The organism is uncultured Serinicoccus sp. (assembly GCF_947487915.1).
GTDB lineage: Bacteria > Actinomycetota > Actinomycetes > Actinomycetales > Dermatophilaceae > Ornithinicoccus.
On sequence record NZ_CANKYH010000012.1, the window covers coordinates 1 to 26,564 of the forward strand.

General features: G+C 75.4%; 25 protein-coding genes. 9 read left to right on the plus strand and 16 right to left on the minus strand.

Annotated features, from left to right (window positions below; translation table 11 throughout):
- Positions 1-209 precede the first annotated feature (209 nt).
- From Q0795_RS15155 to Q0795_RS15180, 6 genes are read right to left on the minus strand one after another with little or no spacing between them, the layout of a single operon-like run.
- On the minus strand, positions 210-1,445 hold the full coding sequence (locus tag Q0795_RS15155) for an aminotransferase class V-fold PLP-dependent enzyme (RefSeq protein WP_298891028.1): 1,236 nt from the start codon (positions 1,443-1,445) through the stop codon (positions 210-212).
- The gene (locus Q0795_RS15160) at positions 1,438-2,382 is read right to left on the minus strand and encodes a tryptophan 2,3-dioxygenase family protein (protein WP_298891030.1); all 945 of its coding nucleotides are present in this window, start codon (positions 2,380-2,382) and stop codon (positions 1,438-1,440) included. Before Q0795_RS15160 ends, Q0795_RS15155 begins: the two co-directional genes overlap by 8 nt.
- Positions 2,379-3,671: an SIS domain-containing protein gene (locus Q0795_RS15165; RefSeq protein ID WP_298891031.1), complete on the minus strand. Its 1,293-nt coding sequence runs from the start codon at positions 3,669-3,671 to the stop codon at positions 2,379-2,381. Before Q0795_RS15165 ends, Q0795_RS15160 begins: the two co-directional genes overlap by 4 nt.
- A gap of 17 nt (positions 3,672-3,688) precedes the next feature.
- The gene (locus Q0795_RS15170) at positions 3,689-3,904 is read right to left on the minus strand and encodes a hypothetical protein (RefSeq protein WP_298891032.1); all 216 of its coding nucleotides are present in this window, start codon (positions 3,902-3,904) and stop codon (positions 3,689-3,691) included.
- A 1-nt stretch (position 3,905) separates the two neighbouring features.
- Positions 3,906-5,318 (minus strand): phosphomannomutase/phosphoglucomutase, encoded by a 1,413-nt coding sequence (gene manB / locus Q0795_RS15175; RefSeq protein WP_298891034.1) that lies wholly within the window; start codon positions 5,316-5,318, stop codon positions 3,906-3,908.
- A 24-nt stretch (positions 5,319-5,342) separates the two neighbouring features.
- Positions 5,343-5,711, minus strand: a complete 369-nt coding sequence (locus Q0795_RS15180) for a DUF3499 domain-containing protein (protein ID WP_298891037.1) — start codon at positions 5,709-5,711, stop codon at positions 5,343-5,345.
- An 89-nt stretch (positions 5,712-5,800) separates the two neighbouring features.
- On the opposite strand from Q0795_RS15180, the gene Q0795_RS15185 reads away from it, so the two are divergent.
- Positions 5,801-6,187, plus strand: coding sequence for a metallopeptidase family protein (locus tag Q0795_RS15185; protein WP_298891039.1), 387 nt, complete (start codon positions 5,801-5,803; stop codon positions 6,185-6,187).
- Positions 6,188-6,253: 66 nt separating this feature from the next.
- Here Q0795_RS15185 and Q0795_RS15190 read toward each other — a convergent pair whose 3' ends face one another.
- From Q0795_RS15190 to Q0795_RS15200, 3 genes are read right to left on the minus strand one after another with little or no spacing between them, the layout of a single operon-like run.
- Positions 6,254-7,909: a DUF5719 family protein gene (locus tag Q0795_RS15190; protein ID WP_298891041.1), complete on the minus strand. Its 1,656-nt coding sequence runs from the start codon at positions 7,907-7,909 to the stop codon at positions 6,254-6,256.
- Entirely contained in the window at positions 7,906-11,073 is a 3,168-nt protein-coding gene (locus Q0795_RS15195) for a glycosyltransferase (protein ID WP_298891043.1), read from the minus strand. The genes Q0795_RS15190 and Q0795_RS15195 overlap by 4 nt, the downstream gene beginning before the upstream one ends.
- A gap of 53 nt (positions 11,074-11,126) precedes the next feature.
- Positions 11,127-11,396: a WhiB family transcriptional regulator gene (locus Q0795_RS15200; protein ID WP_298891045.1), complete on the minus strand. Its 270-nt coding sequence runs from the start codon at positions 11,394-11,396 to the stop codon at positions 11,127-11,129.
- Between the two features lie 158 nt (positions 11,397-11,554).
- Here Q0795_RS15200 and cofD point away from each other — a divergent pair, with 158 nt between their 5' ends.
- Positions 11,555-12,553 carry a 2-phospho-L-lactate transferase gene (gene cofD / locus Q0795_RS15205; protein ID WP_298891047.1) on the plus strand — a complete coding sequence of 333 codons (999 nt, stop codon included), beginning with the start codon at positions 11,555-11,557 and terminating at the stop codon, positions 12,551-12,553.
- 1 nt (position 12,554) lies between these two features.
- Positions 12,555-13,598 carry a coenzyme F420-0:L-glutamate ligase gene (locus tag Q0795_RS15210; RefSeq protein ID WP_298891049.1) on the plus strand — a complete coding sequence of 348 codons (1,044 nt, stop codon included), beginning with the start codon at positions 12,555-12,557 and terminating at the stop codon, positions 13,596-13,598.
- Here Q0795_RS15210 and Q0795_RS15215 read toward each other — a convergent pair.
- Complete coding sequence (locus Q0795_RS15215) at positions 13,576-14,511, minus strand: DNA-3-methyladenine glycosylase 2 family protein (RefSeq protein WP_298891051.1); 936 nt, start codon at positions 14,509-14,511, stop codon at positions 13,576-13,578. The two genes, Q0795_RS15210 and Q0795_RS15215, sit on opposite strands and share 23 nt — an antisense overlap.
- Positions 14,512-14,572: 61 nt before the next feature.
- Between Q0795_RS15215 and Q0795_RS15220 the strand changes: the two genes are divergently transcribed.
- From Q0795_RS15220 to Q0795_RS15230, 3 genes are read left to right on the plus strand one after another with little or no spacing between them, the layout of a single operon-like run.
- Positions 14,573-15,319 carry a TIGR03089 family protein gene (locus Q0795_RS15220; protein ID WP_298891053.1) on the plus strand — a complete coding sequence of 249 codons (747 nt, stop codon included), beginning with the start codon at positions 14,573-14,575 and terminating at the stop codon, positions 15,317-15,319.
- Positions 15,320-15,329: 10 nt separating this feature from the next.
- Positions 15,330-16,127, plus strand: a complete 798-nt coding sequence (locus Q0795_RS15225) for a CoA transferase subunit A (RefSeq protein WP_298891055.1) — start codon at positions 15,330-15,332, stop codon at positions 16,125-16,127.
- A 2-nt stretch (positions 16,128-16,129) separates the two neighbouring features.
- Positions 16,130-16,798 (plus strand): 3-oxoacid CoA-transferase subunit B, encoded by a 669-nt coding sequence (locus Q0795_RS15230; protein WP_298891057.1) that lies wholly within the window; start codon positions 16,130-16,132, stop codon positions 16,796-16,798.
- Between the two features lie 3 nt (positions 16,799-16,801).
- Here the strand turns inward: Q0795_RS15230 and Q0795_RS15235 are convergent, their stop codons facing one another.
- Entirely contained in the window at positions 16,802-17,779 is a 978-nt protein-coding gene (locus Q0795_RS15235) for a glycosyltransferase family 2 protein (RefSeq protein WP_298891059.1), read from the minus strand.
- A gap of 85 nt (positions 17,780-17,864) precedes the next feature.
- Between Q0795_RS15235 and Q0795_RS15240 the strand changes: the two genes are divergently transcribed.
- Both Q0795_RS15240 and Q0795_RS15245 read left to right on the plus strand, forming a co-directional pair.
- Positions 17,865-19,121 carry an LCP family protein gene (locus Q0795_RS15240; protein WP_298891061.1) on the plus strand — a complete coding sequence of 419 codons (1,257 nt, stop codon included), beginning with the start codon at positions 17,865-17,867 and terminating at the stop codon, positions 19,119-19,121.
- A 38-nt stretch (positions 19,122-19,159) separates the two neighbouring features.
- On the plus strand, positions 19,160-20,938 hold the full coding sequence (locus tag Q0795_RS15245) for a serine/threonine-protein kinase (RefSeq protein WP_298891063.1): 1,779 nt from the start codon (positions 19,160-19,162) through the stop codon (positions 20,936-20,938).
- Between the two features lie 13 nt (positions 20,939-20,951).
- Here the strand turns inward: Q0795_RS15245 and Q0795_RS15250 are convergent, their stop codons facing one another.
- Genes Q0795_RS15250 through Q0795_RS15265 form a run of 4 tightly spaced genes read right to left on the minus strand, consistent with a single transcriptional unit; the run spans position 20,952 to position 24,963 of the window.
- Positions 20,952-22,115, minus strand: coding sequence for an acyl-CoA dehydrogenase family protein (locus Q0795_RS15250; protein ID WP_298891065.1), 1,164 nt, complete (start codon positions 22,113-22,115; stop codon positions 20,952-20,954).
- Positions 22,116-22,159: 44 nt separating this feature from the next.
- On the minus strand, positions 22,160-23,185 hold the full coding sequence (locus tag Q0795_RS15255; RefSeq protein ID WP_298891067.1) for an LLM class F420-dependent oxidoreductase: 1,026 nt from the start codon (positions 23,183-23,185) through the stop codon (positions 22,160-22,162).
- A 21-nt stretch (positions 23,186-23,206) separates the two neighbouring features.
- Entirely contained in the window at positions 23,207-23,704 is a 498-nt protein-coding gene (purE, locus tag Q0795_RS15260; RefSeq protein ID WP_298891175.1) for a 5-(carboxyamino)imidazole ribonucleotide mutase, read from the minus strand.
- A 41-nt stretch (positions 23,705-23,745) separates the two neighbouring features.
- Positions 23,746-24,963, minus strand: a complete 1,218-nt coding sequence (locus tag Q0795_RS15265; RefSeq protein ID WP_298891068.1) for a 5-(carboxyamino)imidazole ribonucleotide synthase — start codon at positions 24,961-24,963, stop codon at positions 23,746-23,748.
- Positions 24,964-25,004: 41 nt separating this feature from the next.
- Here Q0795_RS15265 and Q0795_RS15270 point away from each other — a divergent pair, with 41 nt between their 5' ends.
- Positions 25,005-25,526 (plus strand): GtrA family protein, encoded by a 522-nt coding sequence (locus Q0795_RS15270; protein WP_298891070.1) that lies wholly within the window; start codon positions 25,005-25,007, stop codon positions 25,524-25,526.
- Here Q0795_RS15270 and Q0795_RS15275 read toward each other — a convergent pair.
- On the minus strand, positions 25,499-26,563 hold the full coding sequence (locus tag Q0795_RS15275) for a HAMP domain-containing sensor histidine kinase (protein WP_298891072.1): 1,065 nt from the start codon (positions 26,561-26,563) through the stop codon (positions 25,499-25,501). The genes Q0795_RS15270 and Q0795_RS15275 overlap by 28 nt on opposite strands.
- Between the last annotated feature and the right edge of the window lies 1 nt (position 26,564).

The window sequence follows — 26,564 nt, forward strand, 5'->3', positions numbered from 1 at the left end:
ACGACCCCGGCGCCCCCTCCGGAGTCCAGCCCGACGACCCCGGCGCCCCCTCCGGAGTCCAGCCCGACGACCCCGGCGCCCCCTCCGGAGTCCAGCCCGACGACCCCGGCACAGCCCGCGACCCGGACACGCGAGACATCCCGCCAGGAACGCCCTGGTCGTCCCCTCCGGACGCACCCCCACCCTTCTGAGGACGGGGGTGCCGCCGCTCAGCGCTGCAGCTCCTCCAGGACGGCCTGCAGCCCGTGCCACACCTCGACGAAGGTGGTGGACAGCGGCGACAGGCCCAGCCGCAGCCCGTCCGGGGAGCGGAAGTCGGGGATCACCCCGCGGTCCCAGAGCCGGGGGTATGCCTCCTCGAAGGCCGGGTGGCGCAGCGTCAGGTGACCGCCCCGCCGCTCGTGCGCGCGCGGGCTCGCGACGACGACGCCCAGCTCGGTGGGCCACGACTCCACGACGGACCAGGCGAAGTCGGTGAGGCGCAGGGACTTGCGCCGCACCTCCTCGATGCCGGCCTCGGCGAGCAGCTGGGCACCCAGGCGCACCGGCACCATGCCGATGATCGGCGGGGTCCCGCTCACGAGGGCCCGGATGCCCGCGGCGGGCTGGTAGCCCTGCTCCATGCGGAAGGGGTCGCGACGGCCCATCCAGCCCTGCACCGGCTGCTGCAGCGTCGGGAGGTCGTGGTGGCGGCGCGCGAGGTAGGCGTGGGCGGGCGCCCCCGGCCCCCCGCACAGGTACTTGTAGTCGCAGCCCACGGCCGCGTCCCAGCCCCACTCGTCGGCCCGCACCGGGACCGAGCCGGCGCTGTGGCTGGTGTCCCACAGGACGAGGGCGCCGGCGTCGTGCACCATCCCCGTGATGCGGGCCGCCTCGGCGACGAAGCCGGAGCGGTAGGCCACGTGCGAGAGCAGGACCACCCCGGCGCGCTCGCCCACGACATCCGCGACCTGCTCCGGGGTCACCCCGGCGGCCGGGGCGGCGTCGATCCACCGCAGGACCAGACCACGCTCGGCCGCGACGCCCTCCGCGACGTAGCGGTCGGTCGGGAAGTTGTCGGTGTCGAGCACGAGCTCGCGACGTGCCGGGTCCGTCGCGAGCTGGTGGTCCACGAGGGCCCGGAGCACCTTGTAGAGCAGCACGGTGGTGGAGTCGGCCACCACCGTCTGGCCGGGGGCCGCGCTCAGGGCGGCCGCCCCGACGAGGTCGCCGACCTCCTCCGGCCAGCGCATCCACCCCTCGTCCCAGGACCGGATGAGGCGGGTGCCCCACTCCTGCCGGACGAAGCGCTCCATCTCCTGCGCGGCCCCGGCGACGGGGCGACCCAGCGAGTTGCCGTCCAGGTAGGCCACCACGCCGTCGGCCTGCTCGAAGCGGGGCACGAAGGGCGCCAGCGGGTCCTGGGCGTCGAGCTCCTGCGCGTGCTGCAGGTCGGGGTCAACCACGACCGTCACCTCCGTGGTAGCCCTCGGGCTCGACGTCCTGGATGGCCGAGCGCACGTCGTAGAGCTCGGGGAAGAAAGTCAGGTCCAGGGCGCGGCGCAGGAAGGGGGTCCCGCTCGATCCCCCGGTGCCACGCTTGCTGCCAATGATGCGCTCCACCGTCTTGAGGTGACGGAAGCGCCATACCTGGAAGTTGTCCTCGAGGTCGACCAGCTCCTCGGCCGTCTCGTACTCCGCCCAGAACCGCTGGGGGTCGGCGTAGACGCGCCCCAACGCCTCGACCACGCCCGGGTGGGAGTGGTAGGGCTGGGAGACGTCGCGGCCCAGCACCTCGGCGGGGATCGCGTGGCCGCGACGGGCGAGCCAGGCCAGCACCTCGTCGTAGAGGCTCGGCCGGTGCAGCAGCCGGACCAGCTCGTCGTGCTGCGCCTCGTCGTGGGCGAAGACGGGGAGCATGCCGGCGTTCTTGTTGCCGAGCATGAACTCCACCGCGCGGTACTGCCAGCTCTGGAAGCCCGAGCCGGTGGCCAGGAAGGCCCGGAACCGGGCGTACTCGCTGGGGGTCAGCGTCGCCAGCACCGACCACTGCTCGGTCATGGACGCCTGGATGTGCTTGACCCGGGCGATCCGCTTGAGCGCCTGCCGGTGGTCGTCGGCACCCATGAGCTCGCAGGCACTGGTCAGCTCGTGGATCACCAGGCGCAGCCACAGCTCGGTCGTCTGGTGCTGGATGATGAAGAGCAGCTCGTCGTGCTGGGGAGGCGTCGCGCGCGGGTGCTGCGCCGACAGCAGGGTGGGCAGGTCGAGGTAGGCGCCGTAGGAGAGGTTGCGCCCGAAGTCGTCCTCGATCCCGTGCTCGAGGTCGCGCTGGGCCCGGGTGTGCCGGGTCACCGGGTCATCGCCCCGTGCCCCGCCGGCCACCGGGTCCGACCCGCTCATCGGGTGCGGTCCCGCAGGTCGGCGACGTGCGGCGAGACCGAGGGGTCCAGTCCCAACCCGATCGCGAGGTAGGTCGCGGCGAAGTCGACGGCGGCCACGTGGTCGGCGAGCCGGACGATCGGCGGGCCGCTCTCGGCCTGCACCTCCATGACCCGCACGCCCGCCTCACGCGCGGTGGTGAGCACCGCGTCGGTCAGTGCCTCCGCCTGCTCGGACTCCCGCGTGGGCGGCTCCGCCGGCGCGTCGCGCAGCATGAGCAGCCCCAGCCGCGGCGGGGCCGGACCGTCGAGATAGGGGTCGGCGAAGAGGTCGTCCCGTCGGCCCCCGTCACCGGGGCCGGTGGGGCGCTCCATGAGCTCGCCCTCCGGCTCGGCGAAGTGGTGCGGCTCCCAGCGCGAGGTGTCGATGTCCCCCAACCGGATCCGCGCGTCGTCGTAGGTGCCGGGGCGGCGGCCGCCGATGGCGGTGTAGGGCCCGTCGAAGCAGGCGACGATGCCGCTGGCCGCGTCGGGCAGCTCGCCGAAGGTCGCCGGGATGCGCGCCGTACGGGCCAGCATCGAGGCGGCGCGTGCCGCGGCCACACCGCCCAGCGGCCCGTCGCCAAGGACCACCGGCACGGTCTCGGCCAGCTGCACGGCCAGCACCTTCGCGGGGTTGACGAAGGCGTCCGAGGAGGGCCGGAACTCCTCGGCGCGGGTGTCGAGCCGGTCGGCGACGCCGACGACCATGTCCGGAGAGGCCTCGAGCAGGCCGAGACGGTCGGCCCCGATGAGCACCGGGGTCAGCAGGGTCCAGAGGGCGGTGCGCGAGCTCGTGCGCCCACCGCTGCCCACCCCGACGTGCACCCCGCGGGCACGCCGGCACACCTCGGCCAGGGGCGAGTCGTCAGCCCCGACGGTGAGCAGCATCGCCCCGCGGCGCGCCGCCTCGGCGGCCACGGCCAACGGCCCCGGCGCACGCCCGGAGAGGGACACGGCGACCACGAGGTCCATCGGGCCCACCCAGCCCGGCAGCGGCAGGTTGCGCCTGGCCTGGACGGGGACCGGTGAGCCCGGCTCCGCGAGCAGCTCCAGGACCTCGGCGACGATCGAGGAGCCGCCGATGGCCGCCACGAGGACCGATCTCGGCCGCTCGCTGCGGGCCAGCCGGTCGATGCCGGCCTCCTCGGTCAGGGTCATCGCCTCGCGCACCTGGGCGCCGGCACTCGCGAGGGCGCGCAGGGTCTCCCGGGAGTCCTTGCGGGCCAGCTCGTCGGGGTCGTCGAGCAGCGCTTCGTCGATGTAGGGCACGTGACCTCCGCAGCGGCTCAGTCGGTGACCGTGACGACGTCGGCGTCGTCGACGAGGAGGACGGGTATGCCGTCGCGCCAGGGGTAGCGCCGACGCCGCCCCGGCCCGTCGCAGTCCTCGGCGCACTCGAGCACGGGCGCGCCGTGCTCGTCGGTCCGGTCGAGGAGCTCGTGGTGCCCCACCGGGCAGCGCAGGATGCTGCGCACCCAGGGGTCGTACTCCGGTCGCGCCATCTCAGGCCTCCTGTCTCACGAGCGCCAGGACGGCGTCCCGGACGCGGACCATCGTCTCACCGTCCTGCGCCTCGACGTTGAGCCGCAGCAGCGACTCGGTGTTGCTGGCCCGCAGGGACACCCACCAGAAGGGGTCCTCGTCACGACTCATGAGCAGCCCGTCGCCCGCCCGCTCCAGGGCCCCGTGGGCGCGTGCCCAGCCGCGGACCCGGTCCGTGGCGGCGGCGACGTCGTCCACGCCGCTGTTGATCTCGCCCGAGGCGACGTAGGGGTCGACGGGGGCGAGCAGGGCGGACAGGGTGCCCTGCTGCCGCCCCAGCGCGGCCAGCACGTGCAGCGCCGCGAGCAGCCCGCTGTCGGCATACCAGAAGTCGCGGAAGTAGTAGTGGGCAGAGTGCTCGGCACCGAAGACCGCGCCGTGCTGCGCCATGCGCTCCTTGACGAAGGAGTGGCCGACGGGCGAGCGCACCAGGTGAGCACCAGCGCCCGCGACCGCCTCCTCCACGCCGCGGGGGACGACCGAGCCGTGGACCACCGTGATGTCCCCCGGGCTCCTCCCCGCGGCGACGTCGCGGGCGATCTCGCGGGTCGCGATGAGGGTGGCCACGGCACCGGCCGGGACCTGGACGCCACGCTCGTCGACGAGGACGACCCGGTCGGCGTCCCCGTCGAACGCGAGCCCGAGGTCCGCGCCGGACCGGACGACGGCGTCCTGCAGGTCGCGGACGTTGGCGGGGTCGAGGGGGTTGGCCTCGTGGTGGGGGAAGGTGCCGTCGAGCTCGAAGTAGAGCGGGTCGACGCTGATCGGCAGGCCCTCGATCCCGAGCACGGCCGGCACGGTGAGGCCCGCCATGGCGTTGCCGGCGTCCACCACCAGGCGCAGCGGTCGGATGCCCTCGAGGTCGACCAGCGAGTGCAGGTGGGCGGCGTAGTCCGGCAGGACGTCCGCGTGGCGGACCGTCCCCGCCGGGCCGGCCGGCAGCGTGTGCAGGGCACCGCGGTCGAGCAGCCACTGGGCGAGGTCCCTGATCTCGCCCAGCCCGGACTCCTGGCCCACGGGACGCGCCCCGGCGCGGCACAGCTTGATCCCGTTGTAGCCCGCCGGGTTGTGGCTGGCGGTCACCATGGCACCCGGCCGGCCGGACGACCCGCTGGCGTAGTAGAGGGCGTCCGTGGAGCACAGGCCGAGCACGGTGACGTCCACCCCCTGCGACCGCGCTCCCTCGAGGACGGCGTCGGCCAGTGCGGGCGAGGACTCCCGCATGTCCCTCCCGAGCACCATCTCCCGGTGTCCTTCGGGCAGGACGACGACCTGGGCGAAGGCGGCACCGAGCGCTCGCGCGACTTCCGGGGTCAGGGGGCCGGGGACGCGGCCCCGGATGTCATAGGCCGTGATGACGTCGGCGACCTGCATGCCGTGCTCCCTCCACCGACCCCGTCAGCGGTCGCGGAGCACGCGCAGGTGACCCCGACGGGCGATCTCGGTGACGGTCGCGCCCTCGCGCTGGGCGGCGTCCTGGTCGACCCGCACGATCGTGCCTCGGTGCTCCCGCACGGCATCGGCCAGCGCGGCGAGGTCGTCGACCGGGGGGCGGGGCTCGCCCTCGGGCAGCTCCAGGCGCACGACGTCCCACCCCCGAGGGGCGGTGAGCCGGGTGGCGTGCTCCTCGCAGAGGTCGTAGCTGTGCGGCTCGGCATACGTCGCCAAGGGCCCCAGCACGGCGGTCTGCTCCGCGTAGACGTAGGTGAGCGTCGACGTGGCGGGGCGGACGCACGCCGTCTTCGAGCACTGGCGAGTGAGGGTCACGCCCGACACTCTAGGCGCCCGCACCCACCAACCCGTGCTGCCACCCCGTGGCGGGCGGGACTGCTGCCCGGTGGCCTAGGGTCGCGACCATGAGCAGGCACCGGGACCGACGGGGGCACGGGATGCGGGGTCCGCTGGCGCGGCCGGGCGTCCCGGTCATGCGCACGCGCCGGGACCGATTCGACGAGCTCGTCCTCGACGCGGCCGAGACCCTCGAGCGGCGGCTCGACGCGCCCCTGGGTGTGGAGCTGGCCGTCGAGGAGGTCCCGCCGTCGGACCCCGCGCCGTGGGAGCACGGTGTCGCGCTCGGTCGGTTGTTCCCCGCCGAGCGGGGCGTCCCGGCCCGCCTGGTCGTCTACCGCCGCCCTGTCGAGCACCGGGCGGTCGACGAGAGCGAGCTGGCCTCGCTCGTCACCGAAGTCGTGGTCGAGCAGGTGGCGCGCATGCTGGGCCGGGACCCCGACGACCTGGTCTGAGCGGACAGAGAGCCCCCCGCGCGGTGCTGGTGATCACCGGAGGGGGCAACACTGGTGGTCACCGGATCAGGGGACGACGCTGGTGATCGCGGTGACCTCTCGGGTCCACGGGACGGCACGCAGGGTCGTCGCCGCTCGGTAGGGACCGAGGTCGTCCTGACCGGTGAGGTGCAGCGCCGCGGCGAGTCCTGGCATCGTCGCGCCCCCAGGACGCACCCACACCGCCGAGGTCCCGGCAGGGATCTCGACCAGGGCGCTGGTGTCGTTGTCCAGGTCCACGGTCCGCGAGGTCGTGCCACCCTCGCGGGTCCGCAGGAGGACCTCGGCAGTCGTCGCGTCCAACGCGGCGAGCGACAGCTCCACCTCGGCCCCGGGGACATCGGTGAGGTCGGGCACGGCGATGCCGAGCGGCCGCACGGCGAGGGCCGTGGCGGGCAGCCAGGTGAGGTCACCGGCGGGGCGCACGACCTCGGAGCCGTCCGCGGGCGCCTCGGTGGTGGCCGCGGGCGCCTCGGTGGTGGCCGCCGTCTCGTCCGCCCCGGTGCCAGTCGCCTCCTGCGACTCCTCGAGGGGGTCGTCCCCGGAGGGAGCGACCCGGACCTGCAGCGACGCGGTGACCGGGGCGTCCGCCCGCAGCCGCAGCCCGGCCACGCCCTCGTCCAGCCCGGCGAGCGGGACGTCCACGGTGGACCCGGCCGGCACCCGCACGGCGGCGGGGTCGGGGGTCGCGGGGCCCGTCTCCGTCACCGAGCCCAGCTCCACCACGGCCGGCCCCTCCGGGGCGAGGACGCGCAGGACGAGGTCCGTGCCGTCTCCGCCCGAGGGGACGGGGGGCACGACCAGGTCCCGAGCGGGTGCGGCGGCAGGAGACGTGACGGTCGTCCCGAGCTCGGTGGTCCCGTCCCGGTAGGTCTCGACCAGCTGGGCCGCGACCTGGCCTCCCTCGGCCCGCACCCTGAGGGCCGGCGCCTGCACTCCGTCCGCCAGGGCGTCGACGGGTCGCACCAGCCGGCCACCGGCGGGCACCACGAGACCGGCGCCCCCGGTGACCCGGACCGGTCCGGCCTCGCCGCGCAGCTCCACGTCGACGAGCACCGGGTCGGCCCCGGGGTTGGTCAGGACGAGGCTCTCGGTCCGCCCCGGCTCGGCGCCCCCTGCCAGCACCCACTGGTCCTCGGACGGCGCCACGCACCCGGACAGGGCCGCGCCGCGCGGCGACGTGGCCGTCTGCTCCGCCCCGGCGCCGACGAGGACCTGCCCGGCCACCAGGCCCGCGGCGTCGCCGCCCGTGGCGAGGACCAGCGCCGAGTCCCCCGCCGCCAGCGGTACGCCGTCGGCCGCCTCCCCCAGCGGCACGGGGTCGGCGGCGACCCCCTGCGGCCCGAGGACCTGCAGGCTGCCCGCCCCCGGCCCGTCGCCGGGCAGCAGCTGCTCGGGCGCGGTGACGGCCCGCGCCCGGCCCGGGAGGCCCTCACGGCCCGCGCAGGCCAGGGCGGCCTGCTCGACCAGCGCCTGCTCCCCCGCGTCGGCGGAGGCGTCGGCGGAGGCGTCGGCCGTGGCGTCGGCGGAAGAGGTCGGCCCGGTCGTCGGCGTCGCACCCGGGCCCTGGCCGGCACCCCACCCTCCCGGCACCGTGCTGGTCCAGGCCAGCGCGGCCACGGCTGCGGCCGCCAGGGCCGGCCGCAGCCAGACGGCCGCACGGGACCCGTCGTCATCGCTCACGTGGCCTCCTCCGGCTCATCCTCGGACCGTCCCACCGGCAAGGCGAGGAACGCGGTCACGCCGCCCAGCAGCAGCGCCAGGACGAGCGTCCTCAGGCCTGGTCGCTCGAGCTCGACCTCCACGACGTGCTCCCCCTGGGGGAGGGGCACCCGGCCGGGGTCCTCCACCGCGACCTCGCGGCCGTCCACACGGACCTGCGCCACCTGCGACCACCCGGCGGGCTCGGCGACCGCCAGGGATCCGCCGGCGGGCACGTCGACCCGGCCCGATGCGGCGCCGTGCGGGCCGTCCGCGGGCAGGGTGGTCACGCTCTCCCCCGCCTCGTCCAGCACCCGGGTGCGCCCGGGATCACCGTCGACCATGCGCCACAGGACCGAGCCGCTGGGGCTGGACACCCGCCCGAGCCCCGAGATCCGGTCCAGCTGGGCGACCGAGGGATGGCTGTCGTCGGACTCCAGCAGGACGTAGCCGACCCCGAGATCCAGCAGCTCGGCCTGCGCCTGGTCGGCGGGCGCGCCGCCGACCAGCGACTCGACGACCCCCTCGACCACCAGCTGCTGGGGCCGGGGGGTGGGGGTGAGGAGCTCGACGGTCCGGTCGCGCTGGATGCGTCCCGGCTCCGGCTCGGCCCCTCGCAGGTCGACGACGAGACCCGCACCCTCCGGACGCAGCACGAGCGTGCGGACGGCACCCGGGCCGTGGGCCTCCTCGACGGCGACGGCGGGGAGCGGCTGCCCGGCGACCTCCAGGGCCGGTCGCTGGGCGGTCCACGGCGTCGACACCGCGGCGGCGAGCGGGGCGGCGAGCACCACGACCGCGGCGAGCGCCGCCGGGCGGGCCCACCGGCCGGTAGCGCCCGGTCGCAGCAGGCGGTCCACGGTGGTGGCGGTCGCCAGCAGCAGCGCGGCTCCCGCCAGCGACAGCGCCGGGCCCGTCCACGAGGTGACCAGCAGTCCCTCCTCGGGGTGCCCCGGCGCCAGGACCCCCAGCGCGGTCCGGGCCGCCAGCTGGGCGGCGCCGACGGCGGCGAGGGCGCCGAGCACCAGCGCGGCGACCCGACGCCCGTCGCGGCCGGGCAGGAACAACCCACCGAGCGCCGCGAGCCACCAGGTCGCGGCGAGCCACAGCGGCAGAGCCGGCGCCCCGACGTCGGCCGGCTGGAGCAGGAGGAGCTGCCAGAGCGCCGTGGGTGACGGGAGCTCGACGCTGGCGGTGGTGGCGCCGGCACCGCCCAGGAGCCGCAGCGGGTGCGCCGCCAGGGTGCCCCACCAGGGCAGCAGGAGCAGCCACGGCAGGACCAGCACGACGGCCCCGCGCCAGCGGGCCGCCCCGCGGCCGAGCACGAGGAGGAGCGCCCCGGCGGCCGTGGCGACGACGAGGACGGACGGCACCCAGGTCGCGGCCACGGCCAGCCCCAGGGCTGTCGCGAAGGCGGCGGCGGCCCGCCGCGTGCCCCGCCCGCGGTGCGCGACCACCAGCAGCCCGGCGACGAGCAGGGGCGCGAGCACGTGGATGACGACCGGGCCCACCCGACCCTGGCCGGTGGCCGCGGCGAGGGGGGCGGCGACGCCCCAGCCGAGAGCGAGGGTGGCCCGGGCCCAGCGCCGTGCGGTGCCGCGTCGCAACGCCAGGTAGGCCGTGACGACGCTGAGCAGGGGCGCGAGCGCGAGGAGCCAGGCCAGCGCGGGTCCGGCGGTGTCCCTCCCGGCTCCCGGCAGCAGGCCGGTCACGGCGGCCAGGGTGGCCAGCGGCAGCAGCCAGGTCTGGGGCGGGTCGTCGTGCCCGAGACCGCCCCCACGCCACCCGTCGACCGCGGAGGACCACAGCGCCGTGCCGTCGCCGAGCCCGGGCCCCAGCTCCCCGCCGGCCCAGCCGGTGCCGGAGGGGTCGAGGCCGCCCCAGAGCCCCCGGGCCCACCACGCGGTGAGCAGCAGGGTGAGGGTGGCGACGGCGACCAGCGGCCAGCTCCACCACCGCGCGGCGCGCCCCTCTCCCGCGAGCTCGTCGAACTCCTCCGACACCGGGCCGCTGTCCGTGGACCCGGTGGCGGCGCGCCGGCGACCCGACCCCCGGGCCCGGCGCGAGCGGGGGTCCAGCGCCTCTCCCACCGTCTCCAGGGTCGCCCCCCACCCGGCGTCGCGGGGCTCGTGCAGGCCGGCCAGGTCGCGGGGGGCCACGGTCCGCGCCCGGCGGAACCGCCGTCGGGCCCCCCAGCCGCGCGCCGGCGCCAGCACGGCCCGGACGTCCGCCCACTCCCCCGCGGCCTCGGCAGGACGCTTGACGAGCAGGAGCAGCAGGGCCGCCGCCAGGCTCGTGAGCAGCACCCCGAGCGAGCGCCACGGCGCCGCCGACACCGGGCCGCGGGCGAGGGCGAGCTGTCGGGTGCGGATACGGGTGCGCAGGGGGTCCTCCACCCCGAGGCCGGCGTCGTCCAGGCGGACCACGGCGTCGGGGGCGACGACCACCCGGTGGCCGGCCAGATGCGCCCGCCACCCGACGTCGAGGCCGTCCACCCCGTCGGCGGCGAAGGCGCGGTCCAGACCGCCGATCCGTTCCAGCAGGTCCCGGTCCACCAACGACCCGCTCAACGGGACCCCGAGGACGTCCTGCCGCAGGTCCAGCTGCCCCTGGTCGACGAGGGCCCGCACCGTCGGGTCCACGACGCGCCCCGCGGGGGTGAGGTGGTGGCCCATCGAGCGCAGCAGCCGCGGCTGGTCGGTCCGGACCAGCTTGGGCCCGGCCACCCCGACCCGGCTGCTGCGCCGAGCCGCCCCGACCAGGGCCGTGAGCGCCCCGGGCTCGGGCACCGCACCGGGGGTGAGGAACCAGACCCACCGCCCCGGCCCGGAGGGCAGCCGGCTCAGTGCGGCGTCCACCTGGGCGTCCCGGTCGGCCCCGGCGTGCCCGACGAGCGTCAGTCCGATCCCGAGCTCGGCGGCCAACCCCTGCAGCCCCGCGGCCCGCTCCCCCTCCGGGTCCGGAAGCACGACGAGAACCTCCGCCGGCGTCCGCTCCTGGCCCACGACCGCCCGCAGCGTCCGGGCATACCCGTCGTCCGGGTCGGAGAGCGGGGCCCCGGCGCCCAGCAGGACGACCCGCACGTCGTCCACCACCGCGCGGCCCGGGCGGGCGCCGGGCGGGGCCGGGGCAGGTGTCGGGGACATGGCTGGGTCCGTGGCCACCGGGTCGGTCCTGCCGACCGGCGTAGAGCGGCCGCTCAGACCGCGCGCTTCTTCAGCTTGCGCCGCTCCCGCTCCGACAGCCCGCCCCAGATCCCGAAGCGCTCGTCGTTGGACAGGGCGTACTCCAGGCACTCGGCCCGGACCTCGCACCCGACGCACACCTTCTTGGCCTCGCGGGTGGACCCGCCCTTCTCCGGGAAGAACGCCTCAGGATCGGTCTGCGCGCACAGCGCCCGTTCCTGCCAGGACTGCTCCTCCGTCTCATCGATCCCGTGCATCATGGACATCAGTTCCAGCTCGTGCATGGCTCCTCCTCGACCTCTCGCCTACACACCTGCCGCCGGCCACGCCCCGCGGCCGAAGGTGCTCCGGCGCAAGATCGCAACACCTGAATTACACGCGTGTCATCCGCTGGAGTCAACCCCGCATCTGGTAAACGCCGTGGCGCGGCGACAATACCGACATGCAGATCACCGTTCTGGCCGGCGGCGTCGGCGGCGCCCGCTTCACCCGCGGCCTCCTCGACGCCCTCCCTCCCGATGGACCCGACGACCCCCCGTCGGTCACCGTCGTCGGCAACACCGGCGACGACATCACGCTGGTGGGGCTGCGGGTGTGCCCGGACCTGGACACCCTGCTCTACACCCTGGGCGGCGCGGTCGACGAGGCGCAGGGCTGGGGCCGGGCCGAGGAGACGACCGCCGTCGCGCGTGAGCTCGCCGCGCTGGGCGTGGGGCCGGAGTGGTTCACCCTGGGTGACCGTGATCTCGCCACCCACCTGGCCCGCACGCGGTGGCTCGCGCAGGGCCTCACCCTGAGCCAGGTCACCGAGCGGCTGGCTGCGCGGTGGGGGCTGCCGCAGCAGGGGGTGCGGCTCCTCCCGGCGACGGACACCCCCATCGAGACCCACGTGGTGGTGGACGACGAGGAGGGCGGGGAGCGGGCCCTGCACTTCCAGGAGTGGTGGGTGCGCCACCATGCCGCCCTCCCGGCCCACCGGTTCACGGTGGCCGGCCTGGCGCAGGCCTCGGCCGCCCCGCAGGTCCTCGACGCGATCCGGTCGGCCGACCTCGTCCTGCTGCCCCCGAGCAACCCGGTCGTGTCCATCGGGATCATCCTGGGCGTCCCCGGTGTGCGGGAGGCGCTGCGCGGGACGCGGGCCCCGGTGGTCGGGGTCAGCCCGCTCCTGGGGGGGCGACCGGTCCGGGGACACGCCGACGCCTGTCTGCGCCCGCTGGGCGTCGAGGTCAGCGCGTCCGGCGTCGCCGGCCTCTACGCCGACTTCCTGGACGGCTGGCTCGTCGACACCGCCGACGACCCCGGCACCGTCGACTACCCCTCGGGGCTGCGCGTCCGGTCCCTCGACCTGCTCATGCGGGACCAGGAGGGAGCGGCCCGGCTGGCGGGAGCGGCCCTGGAGCTGGGGCGCGACCTGCTCGGCGCGACCGCGGGTCGAGGCTGACGTGGCGGGGCCCGACACCCTGCACGTGCTGCCGCTGACCGGGATCCCCGAGGTGACCGAGGGCCTCGACCTCGCCGGGGCGCTGGTCGGCGCCGCCGCCCGCTGGGGCGGGGTGCAGGACGGTGACGTGGTGGTGGTGTCCAGCAAGCTCGTCTCCAAGGCGCTCGGGCTGCGGCACGCGGCGCCGACGGACCGGCTCGACGTGGTGCGCGAGCACACCGTGCGCGTGGTGGCCGAGCGACTCACGCCCTCGGGGCTGACCCAGGTCGTCGAGTCCGTCGCCGGTCCGGTGCTGGCCGCGGCCGGGGTCGACGCCAGCAACACCGGGACGGAGGACGCGGTGCTCGTGCTGCCCCGCGACCCGGACCGGGCGGCCGCAGACCTGCACCGGGCCGTGCGGGCGCACCTGGCGGCCGCAACCGACGACGCCACCAGCTTCGGGCTCCTCCTCACGGACACGGCCGGGCGGCCGTGGAGGGAGGGGCAGACGGACCTGGCGCTGGGCGCCTGCGGGATGGTCGTGCTGGAGGACCTCCGGGGTGCGCCCGACGCCGACGGACGGACCCTGTCGGTGACCAGTCGCGCCGTCGCGGACGAGCTGGCGGCCGCGGCCGACCTCGTCAAGGGCAAGGCGAGCGGCGTCGGGGCGGTCCTCGTGCGGGGGCTCGACGCGCTGGTCGTCGAGGGCCCCGGCGAGGGCGCCCGCCGGTTGGTCCGCACCGGGCCGGGTGACTGGTTCGCCCTGGGCCACCGGGAGGCGGTCCGGGCGGCGCTCGGCGCCCCTCCGGGGAGCACCGCTGCCCAGGAGGTGGGCCTGCCCGGGGTCGTGCCCGAGTCGGCGGAGCAGCGGGCGGGGCGCGCCACGGCCCTGGCGCTCCTGGGCCACGAGAGCGCCCGGGTGAGCGGCACCGTGACCGACGGCTTCGTCGTGCGGGCGCCGGACCCCGTGCTCGCGGGCAGGGTCGCCGCCCGGTTGGAGGTGGCGCTGGCCGGTGAGGACCTGCCGGCGGGGGTCGGCGTCGTCAGCGGGACCGGTGACGCGTGACCGGCAGATGGGTGCGCGGGGCCATCCGCGGGCCCCGGCGCGGGCGCATCGCCCCGAGGAGCTCGAGCAGGCGCTGCACGCGGTAGCGGTGCCCCGCATAGGGCCGCAACAGCTCCACCAGGCCCTGGTCGTCGACGGGTCGGCCGGTCAGGGCCCACCCGATGTTGGCGGCGACGTGGTAGTCGCCGAAGGACACGGCGTCCGGGTCGCCCAGGGCCCGGTGCGCCGTCTCGGCGGCGGTCCACACCCCGACCCCGGGGACGGCGGTGAGCCGCGCCCGCGCCGCCGCGGGCGGTAGCGCGGCGCACTCCTCGAGGCGGGCGGCGACGCGCACCACCCGCAGGACGGTGTCCGCCCGCTGCGGGCTCACCCCGGCACGCAGCCACTCCCAGGACGGGACGGTCAGGAGAGTGGCCGCCGAGGGCGGCACCCGCAGGCCGAGCCCCGCCCCGGGGCCCGGTGCCGACTCGCCGAACCGCTGCACCATCCGGCGCCACCCCGAGAACGCCTCCTGCCCCGTCACCTTCTGCTCCACCACCGCCGGCACCAGCGACTCCAGCACGAGCCCGGTGCACGGCACCCGCCAGCCGGGGTGCCGCCGCAGCGCCTGCACCACGGGCTCGTGCACCGGGACGAAGCCGTCCGGCTCGTCCTCCTCCCCCAGCATGCGCGGGAGGTGCTCCAGGACCCACTCCGCCCCCGGACCCCACGCCCGCGCCGCCACCGGGGCGTCCGCCGGCCGTCGGGGCAGCCGCAGGGTGGCCGGACCCTGGGGGGTGCACACCCCCCGCCACAGCGCACCCCCGACGACCTGCCAGGTCGGGTCCCCCGGCCCGCGGCGCAGGGTGCCCCAGGTCGCCCCCACGTCCAGGGGGGCGAGCGGGCGCCATACGCGGTGCCGGGCCGTGTCCACGACCCGCAACCCTGCCTCGCTGGTTGCCCCGGACGCAAGGGCACCGGTTAGCGTGGGCGTCGTGCAGCTTCCTCACGAGATCCTCGCTCGGGCCGTCGCCGCCGACGCCACCCGCCCGGCTCTCACCTACTACGACGACCGTCCCGAGGGTGCCGGGGAGCGGATCGAGATCTCCCGCAAGGTCCTCGGCACCTGGGTGGCCAAGGCCGCCAACGCCCTGCAGGAGGGACTCGACGTGCAGCCGGGCTCGGTGGTCCTCGTGGACCTGCCCGCCCCGCACTGGCGGCTGGCCTACTGGGCACTGGCCGTGTGGTCGGTGGGCGCGACGCTCACCGTGGACGCCCACGAGGGGGCCGACGTGCTCGTCACCGCCCACCCCGACGCGCCCGTCGCGGACGACTGCGACGAGGTCGTCGCGGTGTCGCTGCCGGCGCTGGCCCGACGCTTCGGCGGCGAGCTGCGCTCCGGGGTCATGGACGAGGCGGCCGAGCTCGCGAGCTATGCCGATGACTTCACCGCCTGGGACGAGGCGGAGGAGGGGGACACGGCTCTCGTCAGCGCCGGGGAGCGGGTGACCTACGCCGACCTCCTCACCGGGCTGCCGGACGTGCCGGAGGGCGCCCGGACCATGCTCTCAGACAGCGATCCCGGGCTGTTCGTGCGCCAGGTGCTGCAGCTCCTGGACCGCCGGGCCTCGGCGGTCCTGGTCCACGGTGGGTCGGCGACGCAGGACGACCCGCGCTGGGCGTCCGAGGGCGTCGACCACCGCCCGGGGACCGGCGGTGGACCGCCCGAGACCGACCGGTAGCCTCGCGGGCATGGACAAGGTCGTCGCCTCCGCCGCGCAGGCGCTCGAGGGGCTCACCGACGGGATGACCGTCGCGGTGGGCGGTTTCGGGCTCTCAGGCATCCCCACCGTGCTCATCCACCAGGCGCTCGAGCAGGGCACCACGGACCTCGAGGTCGTCTCCAACAACTGCGGCGTCGACGGCGCCGGACTGGGGCTGTTGCTGTCCCAGGGCCGCATCCGGCGCGTCATCGCCTCCTACGTCGGGGAGAACAAGGAGTTCGCCCGTCAGTACCTCTCCGGGGAGCTCGAGGTCGAGCTGACCCCGCAGGGCACCCTGGCGGAGAAGCTGCGCGCCGGCGGTGCCGGCATCCCGGCCTTCTTCACCCCCACCGGTGTCGGTTCGCAGGTCTCCGAGGGCGGTATGCCGTGGCTCTACGACAGCGACGGCGTGGTGGTCAAGGAGTCCCCCGCCAAGGAGACCCGCGGGTTCGAGGTGCGCGGGCACACCCGGGACCACGTGCTGGAGCACGCCATCTTCGCCGACTTCGCGCTGGTCCGGGCCGCGCGGGGCGACCGGCACGGCAACCTCGTCTTCCGCCAGTCGGCGCGCAACTTCAACCCGCTGTGCGCCATGTCCGCACAGGTCGCGGTCGCGGAGGTGGAGGAGCTGGTCGAGCCGGGCCAGATCGACCCCGACGAGGTCCACCTCCCCGGCATCTACGTCCAGCGCGTGCTGCCCCTCACCGCGCAGCAGGCCGGAGACAAGGACATCGAGAAGCGGACCACCCGTCCGCGTCCCACCGCGACGACCGACCAGGAGGCCTGAGCATGCCGCTGACGCGTGAGGAGATGGCGGCCAGGGCCGCCGCCGAGCTGCACGACGGCGACTACGTCAACCTCGGGATCGGTATGCCGACCCTCGTCCCCAACTACGTCCCGGACGACGTCGAGCTGGTCCTGCAGTCCGAGAACGGCATCCTGGGGGTGGGCCCGTACCCGTACGAGGGGGACGAGGACCCCGACCTCATCAACGCCGGCAAGGAGACGGTCACCGTCCGTCCCGGCGCCAGCTTCTTCGACTCCGCGACCAGCTTCGGGATGATCCGCGGCGGCAAGGTCGACGCCGCCATCCTCGGCGCGATGCAGGTCTCCGCGGCAGGGGACATCGCCAACTGGATGATCCCGGGCAAGATGGTCAAGGGGATGGGTGGGGCGATGGATCTGGTCATGGGGGCCAAGAAGGTCGTCGTGCTCATGGACCACGTCGCCAAGGACGGCTCGGCGAAGATCGTCGAGGAGTGCGACCTGCCGATCACCGGGCTGCGGGTCGTCCAGCGCATCATCACCGACCTGGCTGTCATCGACGTCACCCCCGACGGCCTGGTGCTGCGCGAGCTGGCACCGGGAGTCACCGTCGAGGAGGTCGTCGAGCGGACCGGGCCGCCCCTGCGGGTCGCCCTCGACGAGCCGACCCCGGAGCCCGTCCCCCCGGTCTAGCCGTCAGCCGCGCGGGCCCCGCAGGAAGCCGGCACCCCAGGTGAGGTGCATGGTGGCCAGCACGGCGGGCATCCGCGCCACGACCCGCGGGTCGCGCCCCCGGGCGATCCAGGCGCCGCCGGCGGTGACCGCGGCGGCATACCCGAGGGGGAGCAGCCACAGCGGACGCCACGCCAGGCCCCCGGCCGTCCCCAGGGCGATGAGCCCGAGGGCCACCGGCGGCGCGAGGTAGCGGGCGTTCACCGAGTCCGGGTGCTGGCGCACCACCTGCCGCCGCCACTGCCCGCTGCCGTAGAACTGCCGGGCGAGGTCGCGGAACGTCGACCGGGGGCGGTAGGTCACCGTGAGCTCCGGCGTGAACCACACCGTGCCGCCGGCCTGCCGGATCCGGTGGTTCATCTCCCAGTCCTGGGCGCGGGTGAACGCGGGGTCGTAGCCGCCCACCCGGCGCAGCCAGTCGCGTCGGAACACCCCCAGGAAGACGGTGTCCGCCGGCCCGGCCTCCCCCCCGACGTGGAAGCGCTCGGCGCCCATGCCCAGCGGCGAGCGCATCGCCAGCGCCACCGCCTCCTGCATGGCGCCGGTCCCCTCGGCCAGCATGATCCCGCCGACGTTGGCGGCGCCGGTCTCCTCCAGGATCTCGACCGCGCGCCGGACGTAGCCCTCGCTGAGCTCCCCGTGGCCGTCCATCCGGACGACGATCTCGTGACGTGCCTGCGCGACGGCGGCGTTGAGGCCGTCCGGGGTCCGGCCCGAGGGGTTCGTGACCACCCGGACGCGGTCGTCCGCGGCGGCGAGCCCGTCGGCGACCTCACGCGTCCGGTCGCGGCTGGGGCCCACCGCGAGCACCACCTCCATCGCGCCCGGGTAGTCCTGGGCCAGCACCGAGCGCACGGCATGCGGCAGGTGCTCCTGCTCGTTGAGGACGGTCATGACGACCGACACGGGTGGGGCGGAGACGGGCCGGGACGCAGAGCTCACGCCGCGAGGCTACCCGGGTCGGGACGCGCGCGGCGGTCCGGCACTCCCAGCCCGGGGCAAGGTCGAGCACGTAGTCTGTCGTCCCGTGCCCGACCATCCGCAGGACGACTGGACCCGCCCCATGCCGCGTACTCCGCGGGGGGGCGCTCGCCACGACCCCGACGCCACGGAGCGGATCCCGCTGCCCTACGTGGACCGGACCGGTCCGAACCGTGACGAGACCTGGGGGCACGACGCGTGGCAGGAGCGCGGTGACGAGCGCGACCACGACACGCCGCCGTCGCGGTACGACGAGCGGGGCCGCCACGACGACGACCGGTACGCAGGGGACGAACGGCCCGACGGCCGGGACCGGTATGCCGCTCCCCCGCCGCGGCGGCGCCGACCGCGCTACGCCCTCCGCCGCACCGCCGCCCTGGTGGCGCTGGGCGTGGTCGCCTACCTCGTCTCGATGGTCGTCGTCGTCTCCCTGGTCTGGGGCAGCGTCAACCGGATCGACGCCACCCCCGACGTGGCCGACCGCCCGCCCGCGGCGGACGGGGCCAACTACCTGCTGGTCGGCACGGACAGCCGGGAGGCCCTGACCGACGAGCAGCGCGGCGAGTTCGGCACCGGGTTCACCGAGGGCCACCGGGCGGACACCGTCATGCTGCTGCACGTGCCCACCTTCGGCGAGCCGACCCTGGTGAGCCTGCCCCGGGACAGCTACGTCGAGATCCGCGACGGGGGGTTCAACAAGCTCAACGCCGCCCATGCCAACGGCGGTCCCGAGCAGCTGGTGGACACCGTGGAGCGGGCGACCGGGCTCCCCGTGGACGGCTACCTGGAGATCGGCTTCGGCGGCTTCGTCGACGTCGTCGACGGGGTCGGCGGCGTGGAGATGTGCCTGGACCAGCCGATCGCGGACGAGAAGGCGCACATCGACCTGCCCGCGGGGTGCCAGGAGCTGGCCGGGGAGCAGGCGCTGGGCTACGTCCGGATGCGCTACAGCGACCCGCGTGGCGACCTCGGCCGCGTCGAGCGGCAGCGCGAGTTCCTCTCCGCCCTCGTCGACCGCCTGCTCACCCCCGCCACCGTGCTCGTGCCCTGGCGGTTGCACGACGTGGGCACCTCCACCGGGTCGGCCCTGAGCCTGGGCGACGACACCTCGATGCTCGAGGCGGGCCGGATGGCCTGGGCGATGCGCCAGGTCGCGGCCGGCGAGGGCAACTCGGTGACGGTGCCCATCGCCGACACGAACTACCCGACGGAGGTGGGCAGTACCGTGCTGTGGGACGAGCAGGGGGCCAGCCAGCTGTTCACCGCGCTCCGGCAGGGGCAGGCCATCACTGTCGAGCCGTGAGGCCCGTCGGGCTACCCTTGCGCTGATCGGAGGTGACCATGGCGGACCCGCACGAGACGGACCACGAGCCGGAGACCACAGCTCCCGCACCGGCGTCGCAGGACCCCACGCTGGTGGCCGGGCGCTACCGCATCGTCCGCACCCTGGGCCGCGGTGGGGGCGGGCACGTGTGGCTCGCGACGGACGAGAACCTCGGGCGGCAGGTCGCCCTGAAACGGGTCGGGGGCGAGCCCGACACCGAGGTGCTGCTGAGCCGGGGGTTCCGCGAGGCCCGCACCAGCGCGACGCTGGCCCACCAGCACGTCGTCCGCGTCTACGACGCCTTCGAGCACGAGGGTTCTCCCTGGATCGTCATGGAGTTCGTGGAGGGCCCCTCCCTGGCCGAGCTCATCAGCGACGGCCGACGACTCCCGGCGGGGCAGGTCGCCGCCGTGGGTGCACAGATGGCGACCGCGCTGGCCGCGGCCCACCGCGCCGGCATCCTGCACCGTGACGTCAAGCCGGCCAACGTCCTGCTCACCGGTGGGGAGGGCCACGACGCCAAGCTCACCGACTTCGGCATCGCCCGGGCCGACGAGGACCCGCAGCTGACCCGGACCGGGTTCGTGTCGGGCACCGCCGCCTACTTCTCCCCCGAGCTGGCCCGGGGAGAGGAGGCGAGCACCGCCTCGGACGTCTGGGCCCTGGGCGCCACGCTCTACGCCGCCGTCGAAGGTCGACGGCCCTACGACGAGCGGCCCAACGCGGTGGCCCAGCTGCACACGATCGCCCGGGAGGAGCCGCGCCCGCCCCAGCACGCAGGGCCCCTCACGACGGCGCTGCGGGGCATGCTGGACCCCGACCCGGAGAGCCGGTGGGACGCCGCCCGGGCAGCCCGGGAGCTCAGCGCCGTCGCGGAGGACCCTGACACCGACGAGGGGGCCACCCGCGGCGTGGGTCCGGCCGCCGCCGGTGCCGCCGCCGGCGCTGCCGCCGGTGCCGCCGCGGGCGCGGCGGGCGCGGCGGCCGGCCACGCCGCCGACCACACCCAGGCGGTGCCGCAGGCCGACCCCACGCGCTCCTTCCCCCGGGCCACCCCGGACCCGGCGCGCGCCGGCGTCGACGCCCCCGCGGCCCCCCCGCCGACCTACCACCGCGAGCACCGGCCCCAGGGGGCCGAGCACCCCGGCGGCCACGGCCGGACCCAGCACCGCCGCGGCGTGTGGCTGGGGTGGCTGCTCGCCGTGCCGCTGGCCCTGCTCCTGGGCTGGCTGGTGTGGAGCATCGCCACGGGTCCCGACGCCGGTGGCGGTGGGACCCCGGCCGACCCGGGCCCGACGTCGCAGGCACCCGGGACGCCGGTCAGCGCCCAGGAGGCGCAGAGACTGGCGGAGGACTTCTACACCACGCTGGAGCAGGACGGTCTCGCGGCCGCGCAGCAGCTGACCACCCCGTCGGCCTACATCGCCCCCGACATCGCGGACGGGCTGGATTCCGTCGCGGTCGCCGACCTGAGGGCGCAGGAGCGGGAGGACGGCACCGCCCAGGTCGACGCCGTCGTCACCTACACCTACGGTCCGGTCGTCATCGAGCAGCAGGAGACGCTCGGCATCGGCCGCGAGGACGGACAGGCCCGCATCTCGGTCCGGCAGGCGGTGGAGCGCAGCAGGTCCGGGGAGCCGACCGACGCCGACGAGGACGACGGCGGCCAGAACGCCGACACCGACGGCGACAACGACGACACCGACGGCGGGGACGGGAACGGCGACGACACCAACCGCGACGACACCAACCGCGACGACCAGAGCGAGGGCACCGGCAGCGGCGACGACGGCTGAGACCCGCTGCGGCTCAGCCCCGGAGCAGCTGGCGGGCCATGACGACCCGCTGGATCTGGTTGGTGCCCTCGTAGATCTGGGTGATCTTGGCGTCCCGCATCATCCGCTCCACGGGGAAGTCCCGGGTGTAGCCGTAGCCCCCGAGCAGCTGCACCGCGTCGGTCGTGACCTCCATGGCGACGTCCGAGGCGAAGCACTTGGCCGCCGCGCCGAAGAACGGCAGGTCGGCGTCCCCGCGCTCGGACTTCGCCGCGGCGACGTAGACCATCTGTCGGGCGGCCTCCAGCTTCATCCCCATGTCGGCGAGCATGAACTGCACCCCCTGGAAGTCGGCCACGGCCCGACCGAACTGCTGCCGCTCCTTGACGTAGCCGAGGGCGAAGTCCAGGGCGCCCTGGGCGATGCCGACGGCCTGCGCCCCGATGGTGACCCGCGTGTGGTCGAGGGTGCGCAGGGCGATCTTCAGGCCCTCCCCGAGGCCACCGACCATGCGCTCGCCCGGGATCCGGCAGCCGTCGAAGAGCAGCTCCCGGGTGGGGCTGCCCTTGATGCCGAGCTTCTTCTCCGGCGCTCCGAAGGTGAACCCCTCGTCCCCCTTCTCCACGACGAACGCGGTCACGTTGCGCCCCCGGGGACCGTCCGGGTCGGTGACCGCCATGACCGTGTAGTACTCGCTGACCCCCGCGTTGGTGATCCACGACTTCTGCCCGGTGAGGACGAAGTCGTCGCCGTCCGCGACCGCCTTGCAGGTCATGCCCGCGGTGTCCGACCCCGCACCGGCCTCGGAGAGGCCGTAGGAGAACATCGCCGTCCCGGAGGCCACCTCCGGGAGGTACCGGGCCTTGACCTCCTCGCTGGCGGCGAGGATGAGCGGCATGGTGCCGAGCTTGTTGACCGCGGGGATGAGCGAGCTGCTCGCGCAGGCCCGGGCGACCTCCTCGATGACGATGCAGGTGGCCAGCGCGTCCGCGCCGACCCCGTCGTAGTCCTCGGCGATGTGCGGGGCGTGGAAGTCGGTCGCCACGAGGGCCTGGAGCGCCTCGTCGGGGAAGCGGCCCTCCTCGTCGACGGCGGCGGCGTGCGGCGCGATCTGCTCGTCCGCCACCTCGCGCACCGCCGCACGCAGGGCCTCGTGATCCTCGTTGATCCGGAACAGGTCGAACTCGCTCGTGCTCATGGGGGGCAGCGTACCCGCCGCCCCGAGCGGGCCTGACGTGCGCGTCACCCGCCCAGGGCGGGGATGACCTCGCTCTCGAACAGCTCGATGCCGGAGGTGTCGAAGGCCGCCTCGGGGAAGTAGGTGATGGCGTAGGTCATGCCCAGCGCCTCCAGGCCCCGCAGCGTCTCGGCGACCTGCTCGGGGGTCCCGACCAGGGGCTGCGTGCGCAGGCTCTCGGCCTGGCCCCGCGCCGCCTCCTCGGAGAGCCCAGCGCGACGGTAGCGCTCGCTCACCGCGCTGAGCCGCTCCTCCACCTCGCCGGCGTCCCGGCCGACGACGACGTTGTAGTTGGCACTGCGGACGATCTCACCGGGGTCACGGCCCACGTCGGCGCAGTGCTCGGCCAGCACGGCGGACTTGTGCCGGAAGCCCTCGGGAGAGCCGTCGAAGTTGGTGGCGTCGGCATACTCGGCCGCGATGCGCAGGGTGTTGCGCTCCCCGCCCCCGGCGACCCACACCGGTATGCCGTTGCCCGGGCTGCCCCCGAACCCCTCGGTGCTGCCCTGCAGGGGCCGGGGGAAGCACATCGCCCCGTCGACCTGGTAGTGCTCGCCGTCCAGCGTGGCCGACCCGGTCGTCCACATCTGTCGGAAGATGTCGACGCCCTCGCGCAACCGTGCCAGCCGCTCCCCCGCGCCGGGGAAGCCGTAGCCGTAGGCGCGCCACTCGTGCTCGTACCACCCCGCACCGATGCCCATGTCCACCCGGCCGCCGGAGATGACGTCGACGGTCGCGGCGACCTTGGCGAGGTAGGTCGGCGCGCGGTAGCTCATGCAGGTGCACATCTGGCCCAGGCGCACGCGTCCGGTGGTCGCGGCGAGCGCGGCCATGAGGGTCCAGGCCTCGTGGCAGGCCTCCTCGCTGGGCTCGGGCACGGTGTGCACGTGGTCGTAGACCCACACCGAGGTCCAGCCCTCCTCCGCGTCGGCGTGCCTGGCCACGTCGAGCATGGCTCCCCACTGCTGCTGCGGGGGGATGCCGACGAGGTCCATCCGCCAGCCCTGGGGAACGAAGAGTCCGAAGCGCATGGCCCCGACCCTACGCGGCGCTCAGGGTGCCGGCGGGCCGACCCGGCGGGCGCGCAGCCGCTCGCCCTTGGCGTGCGCCTGGTCCCGCAGGTCTTCGGCGAAGGCCGCCAGCTGCTCGCGCAGCCGCTGCGCCCGCTCGCCCTCACCGGCGGCGAGGGTGCGCACCGCCAGCAGGCCGGCGTTGCGGGCGCCCGCCACCGACACGGTGGCCACGGGGATCCCGGCCGGCATCTGCACGATCGAGAGCAGGGAGTCCAGGCCGTCCAGATGCTTCAGCGGGACCGGGACCCCGATGACGGGCAGGACGGTGACCGAGGCGAGCATCCCGGGCAGGTGGGCGGCCCCGCCGGCGCCCGCGACGATGACCCGCAGCCCACGGTCGGCGGCGGTGCGGCCGTAGTCGATCATCTCGGCCGGCATACGGTGCGCCGAGACCACGTCGGCCTCGAAGGGCACCCCGAACTCCTCGAGCGCCTGCGCCGCGGCCTCCATCACCGGCCAGTCGCTGTCGCTGCCCATGACCAGGCCGACGAGGGGCGGCGCGGTGCGGTCGCCGCTGCTCACTCGGTCACCACCCCCTGCAGGTAGTCGGCGGCGTGCCTGCTGCGGCCGCGCAGCTCCTCGAGCGAGCCCAGGTCGCCCTGCTCGCCGCCGTAGACGGTGACGTGCCCGAGCTTGCGCCCCGGTCGCACCCCCTTGCCGTAGAGGTGCACCTTGAGCCCCGGGTCGCGGGCCAGCAGGTGGCGGTAGGTGGCGTAGAGCTCGGGGTAGTCCCCGCCCAGGACGTTGGCCGAGGCCGTCCACGGCGCCCTGGCGGACGGGTCCCCCAGCGGCAGGTCCAGCACCGCCCGCAGGTGCTGCTCGAACTGGCTGGTGACCGAGCCGTCGATGCTCCAGTGCCCGCTGTTGTGCGGCCGCATCGCCAGCTCGTTGACGAGGTATGCCGGGGCGCCGGTCCCCGGGTCGCGCACCTCGAACGCCTCCACCGCCAGGACGCCGGTGACGTCCAGCTCCCCGGCGAGCCGCAGCGCGCCCTCGGTGAGGGCCGCGGCCAGACCCGGGTCGAGGGAGGGCGCCGGGGCGAGCACCTCGGTGTTGATGCCCCCCTCCTGCACGGTCTCCACGACGGGCCAGGCCGCGGCCTGGCCAGAGGGGCTGCGGCCCACCATGATCGACAGCTCGCGGGAGAAGTCCACGGCCTCCTCCAGCAGGATGCCGTCGGCGAGCCCGCCCCGCCCCACGCCCTCGAGCCACCCGTCGAGGTCGGCGGGGCCACGGCAGACGAGCACCCCCTTGCCGTCGTAGCCCCCGCGCGGCGCCTTGGCCACCAGCGGCCACCCCACCTGGGCGGCGAACTCCTCGACGTCGGCAGCGGTCCGGGCCTGCGCCCAGCGGGGGCACGGCAGCCCCAGCGCGGTGAGGCGCCGCCGCATGGCGAGCTTGTCCTGGGCGAAGACGAGGGCCTGCGGGCTGGGGTGCAGGGCCACCCCGGCGTCCTGCAGGGCCAGGAGCACCTCCTGCGGCACGTGCTCGTGGTCGAAGGTCACCACGTCGCACCCCCGGGCGAACGCCAGCACGGCCTCGGTGTCGGTGTGCTCCCCGACCGGGCTGTGCGGCACCACGAGGGCTGCGCTGGAGGTCGGGCTCTCGGCGAGCACAGACAGGGTGAGGGCGAGGTTGGTCGCGGGTGGCTGGCACATGCGGGCGAGCTGCCCCCCGCCGACGATGCCCACCACCGGGAAGCCGCCCTCGGCACGGACGGGGCTGGGAGAGGTCACGTGATCAGCCTACCCAGCCGCTCCACCTAGACTGCCGCCCCGTGACCCCCTCTGCCGCCTCCGGGCTCGTGGCGCGTGCCCGCGCGACCTACCAGGTCCTCGTGGCCGAGCTCGCGAAGTTCGGGACCGTGGGCGCCGTGGCCTTCGTGCTCGACACGGCGCTCTACAACCTGCTCGTCTTCGGGGTGCCGGGTCTGGGCGAGGGGCCCATGTCCGCCACGCCGCTGTGGGCCAAGGTGGTCGCGACGAGCGTGGCGACGGTCTTCTCCTGGGTCGGCAACCGGTGGTGGACCTTCCGGCACCGGCGCAGCGAGCCGGTGGCGCACGAGTTCGCCCTCTTCGTCCTCTTCAACGCGGTCGGGCTCCTCATCGCGGTGGCCTGCCTGGGCTTCTCCCGCTACGTGCTGGGGCTGGACAGCCAGCTGGCCGACAACATCTCGGGCAACGGCGTGGGCCTGGTGCTGGGCACGATGTTCCGCTTCTGGGCCTACCGGACCTTCGTGTTCCGCGGCGAGCTGGAGCTCGACGCGACCGGTCAGGGCGTGACGGCCCGGGGCAGGTAGCAGGCGAAGGTCGGCGGGAAGGCGCGGGTCAGCTCCAGCCGGCCGCCGATCGACTCGGCCGTCTCCCGCGCCACCGCGAGCCCGAGCCCGGTCCCCTGCCCGCTCGTCGTGCCGCGGTCGAAGATGGTCCGGGCCAGGTCGCGAGGGATCCCCGGGCCCTGGTCGGAGACGGTGAACACCGCCGAGGGCCCCGAGTGCGCGACGTGCACCCGCACGTCGCCGCGTCCGTGCACCAGCGAGTTCTCGACGAGCGTGTTGAGCACCTGCGAGAGGACCGAGGCGCTCGCCTCGACGATGACCCCCCGCTCGCAGGTGAGCTCGATCGAGCGCCCCCGCTCCTCGAAGGCCGGCGTCCACTCCTCGTCGAGGCCGGCGAGCACCGCGTCGGCGGCGCTGACCGCGCCACCGCTGGCGTGCCCCGCCCGGGTGCGCTGGAGCAGCTCGTCGACCACCCCGGTCAGCCGTTCCACCTGGCTGATGGCGATCTCCGCCTCGGCCCGGGCCACGGACGCGTCGTCGGACTGGGCGATCTCCTCCAGCCGCAGCAGCAGCGCGGCCAGCGGGGTGCGCAGCTGGTGCGAGGCGTCCGCCGCGAAGGACCGCTCGAAGACGAGCGCCCGGGCGAAGGTGTGGTGGTGCCGGTCGACCTCGCGGGCCACGGCGTCGATCTCGGCGATCCCGGAGCGGAACGGCTCCTGCTCCACGAGCCGCCCGGGCCGGGTCTGCGGGTCCAGCACGAACCCGCCCGAGGCGAGCTCGTCGGTGCGGTGGGCCAGCTGGCGCAGGGGCCGGGCGGTGGTCTCCGCGGCGCGGTCCGCCCACGAGCGCGCGGCCGGGACCGCGATCGCCAGGATCACCGCACCGGTGAGGACCAGGGTGCCGAGGAGCCACCAGTCGGGCATCTCCCCGCTACCGGTCTGCCACCGCGTGGTCTGCGCCTCGCGCAGCAGCCAGGCGATGAGCGCGCCGAAGAGGAGGCAGACCCCGACCACGGTCAGCACGATGCGTACCGCCAGGTCGCGCAGCACCTTGCGCACG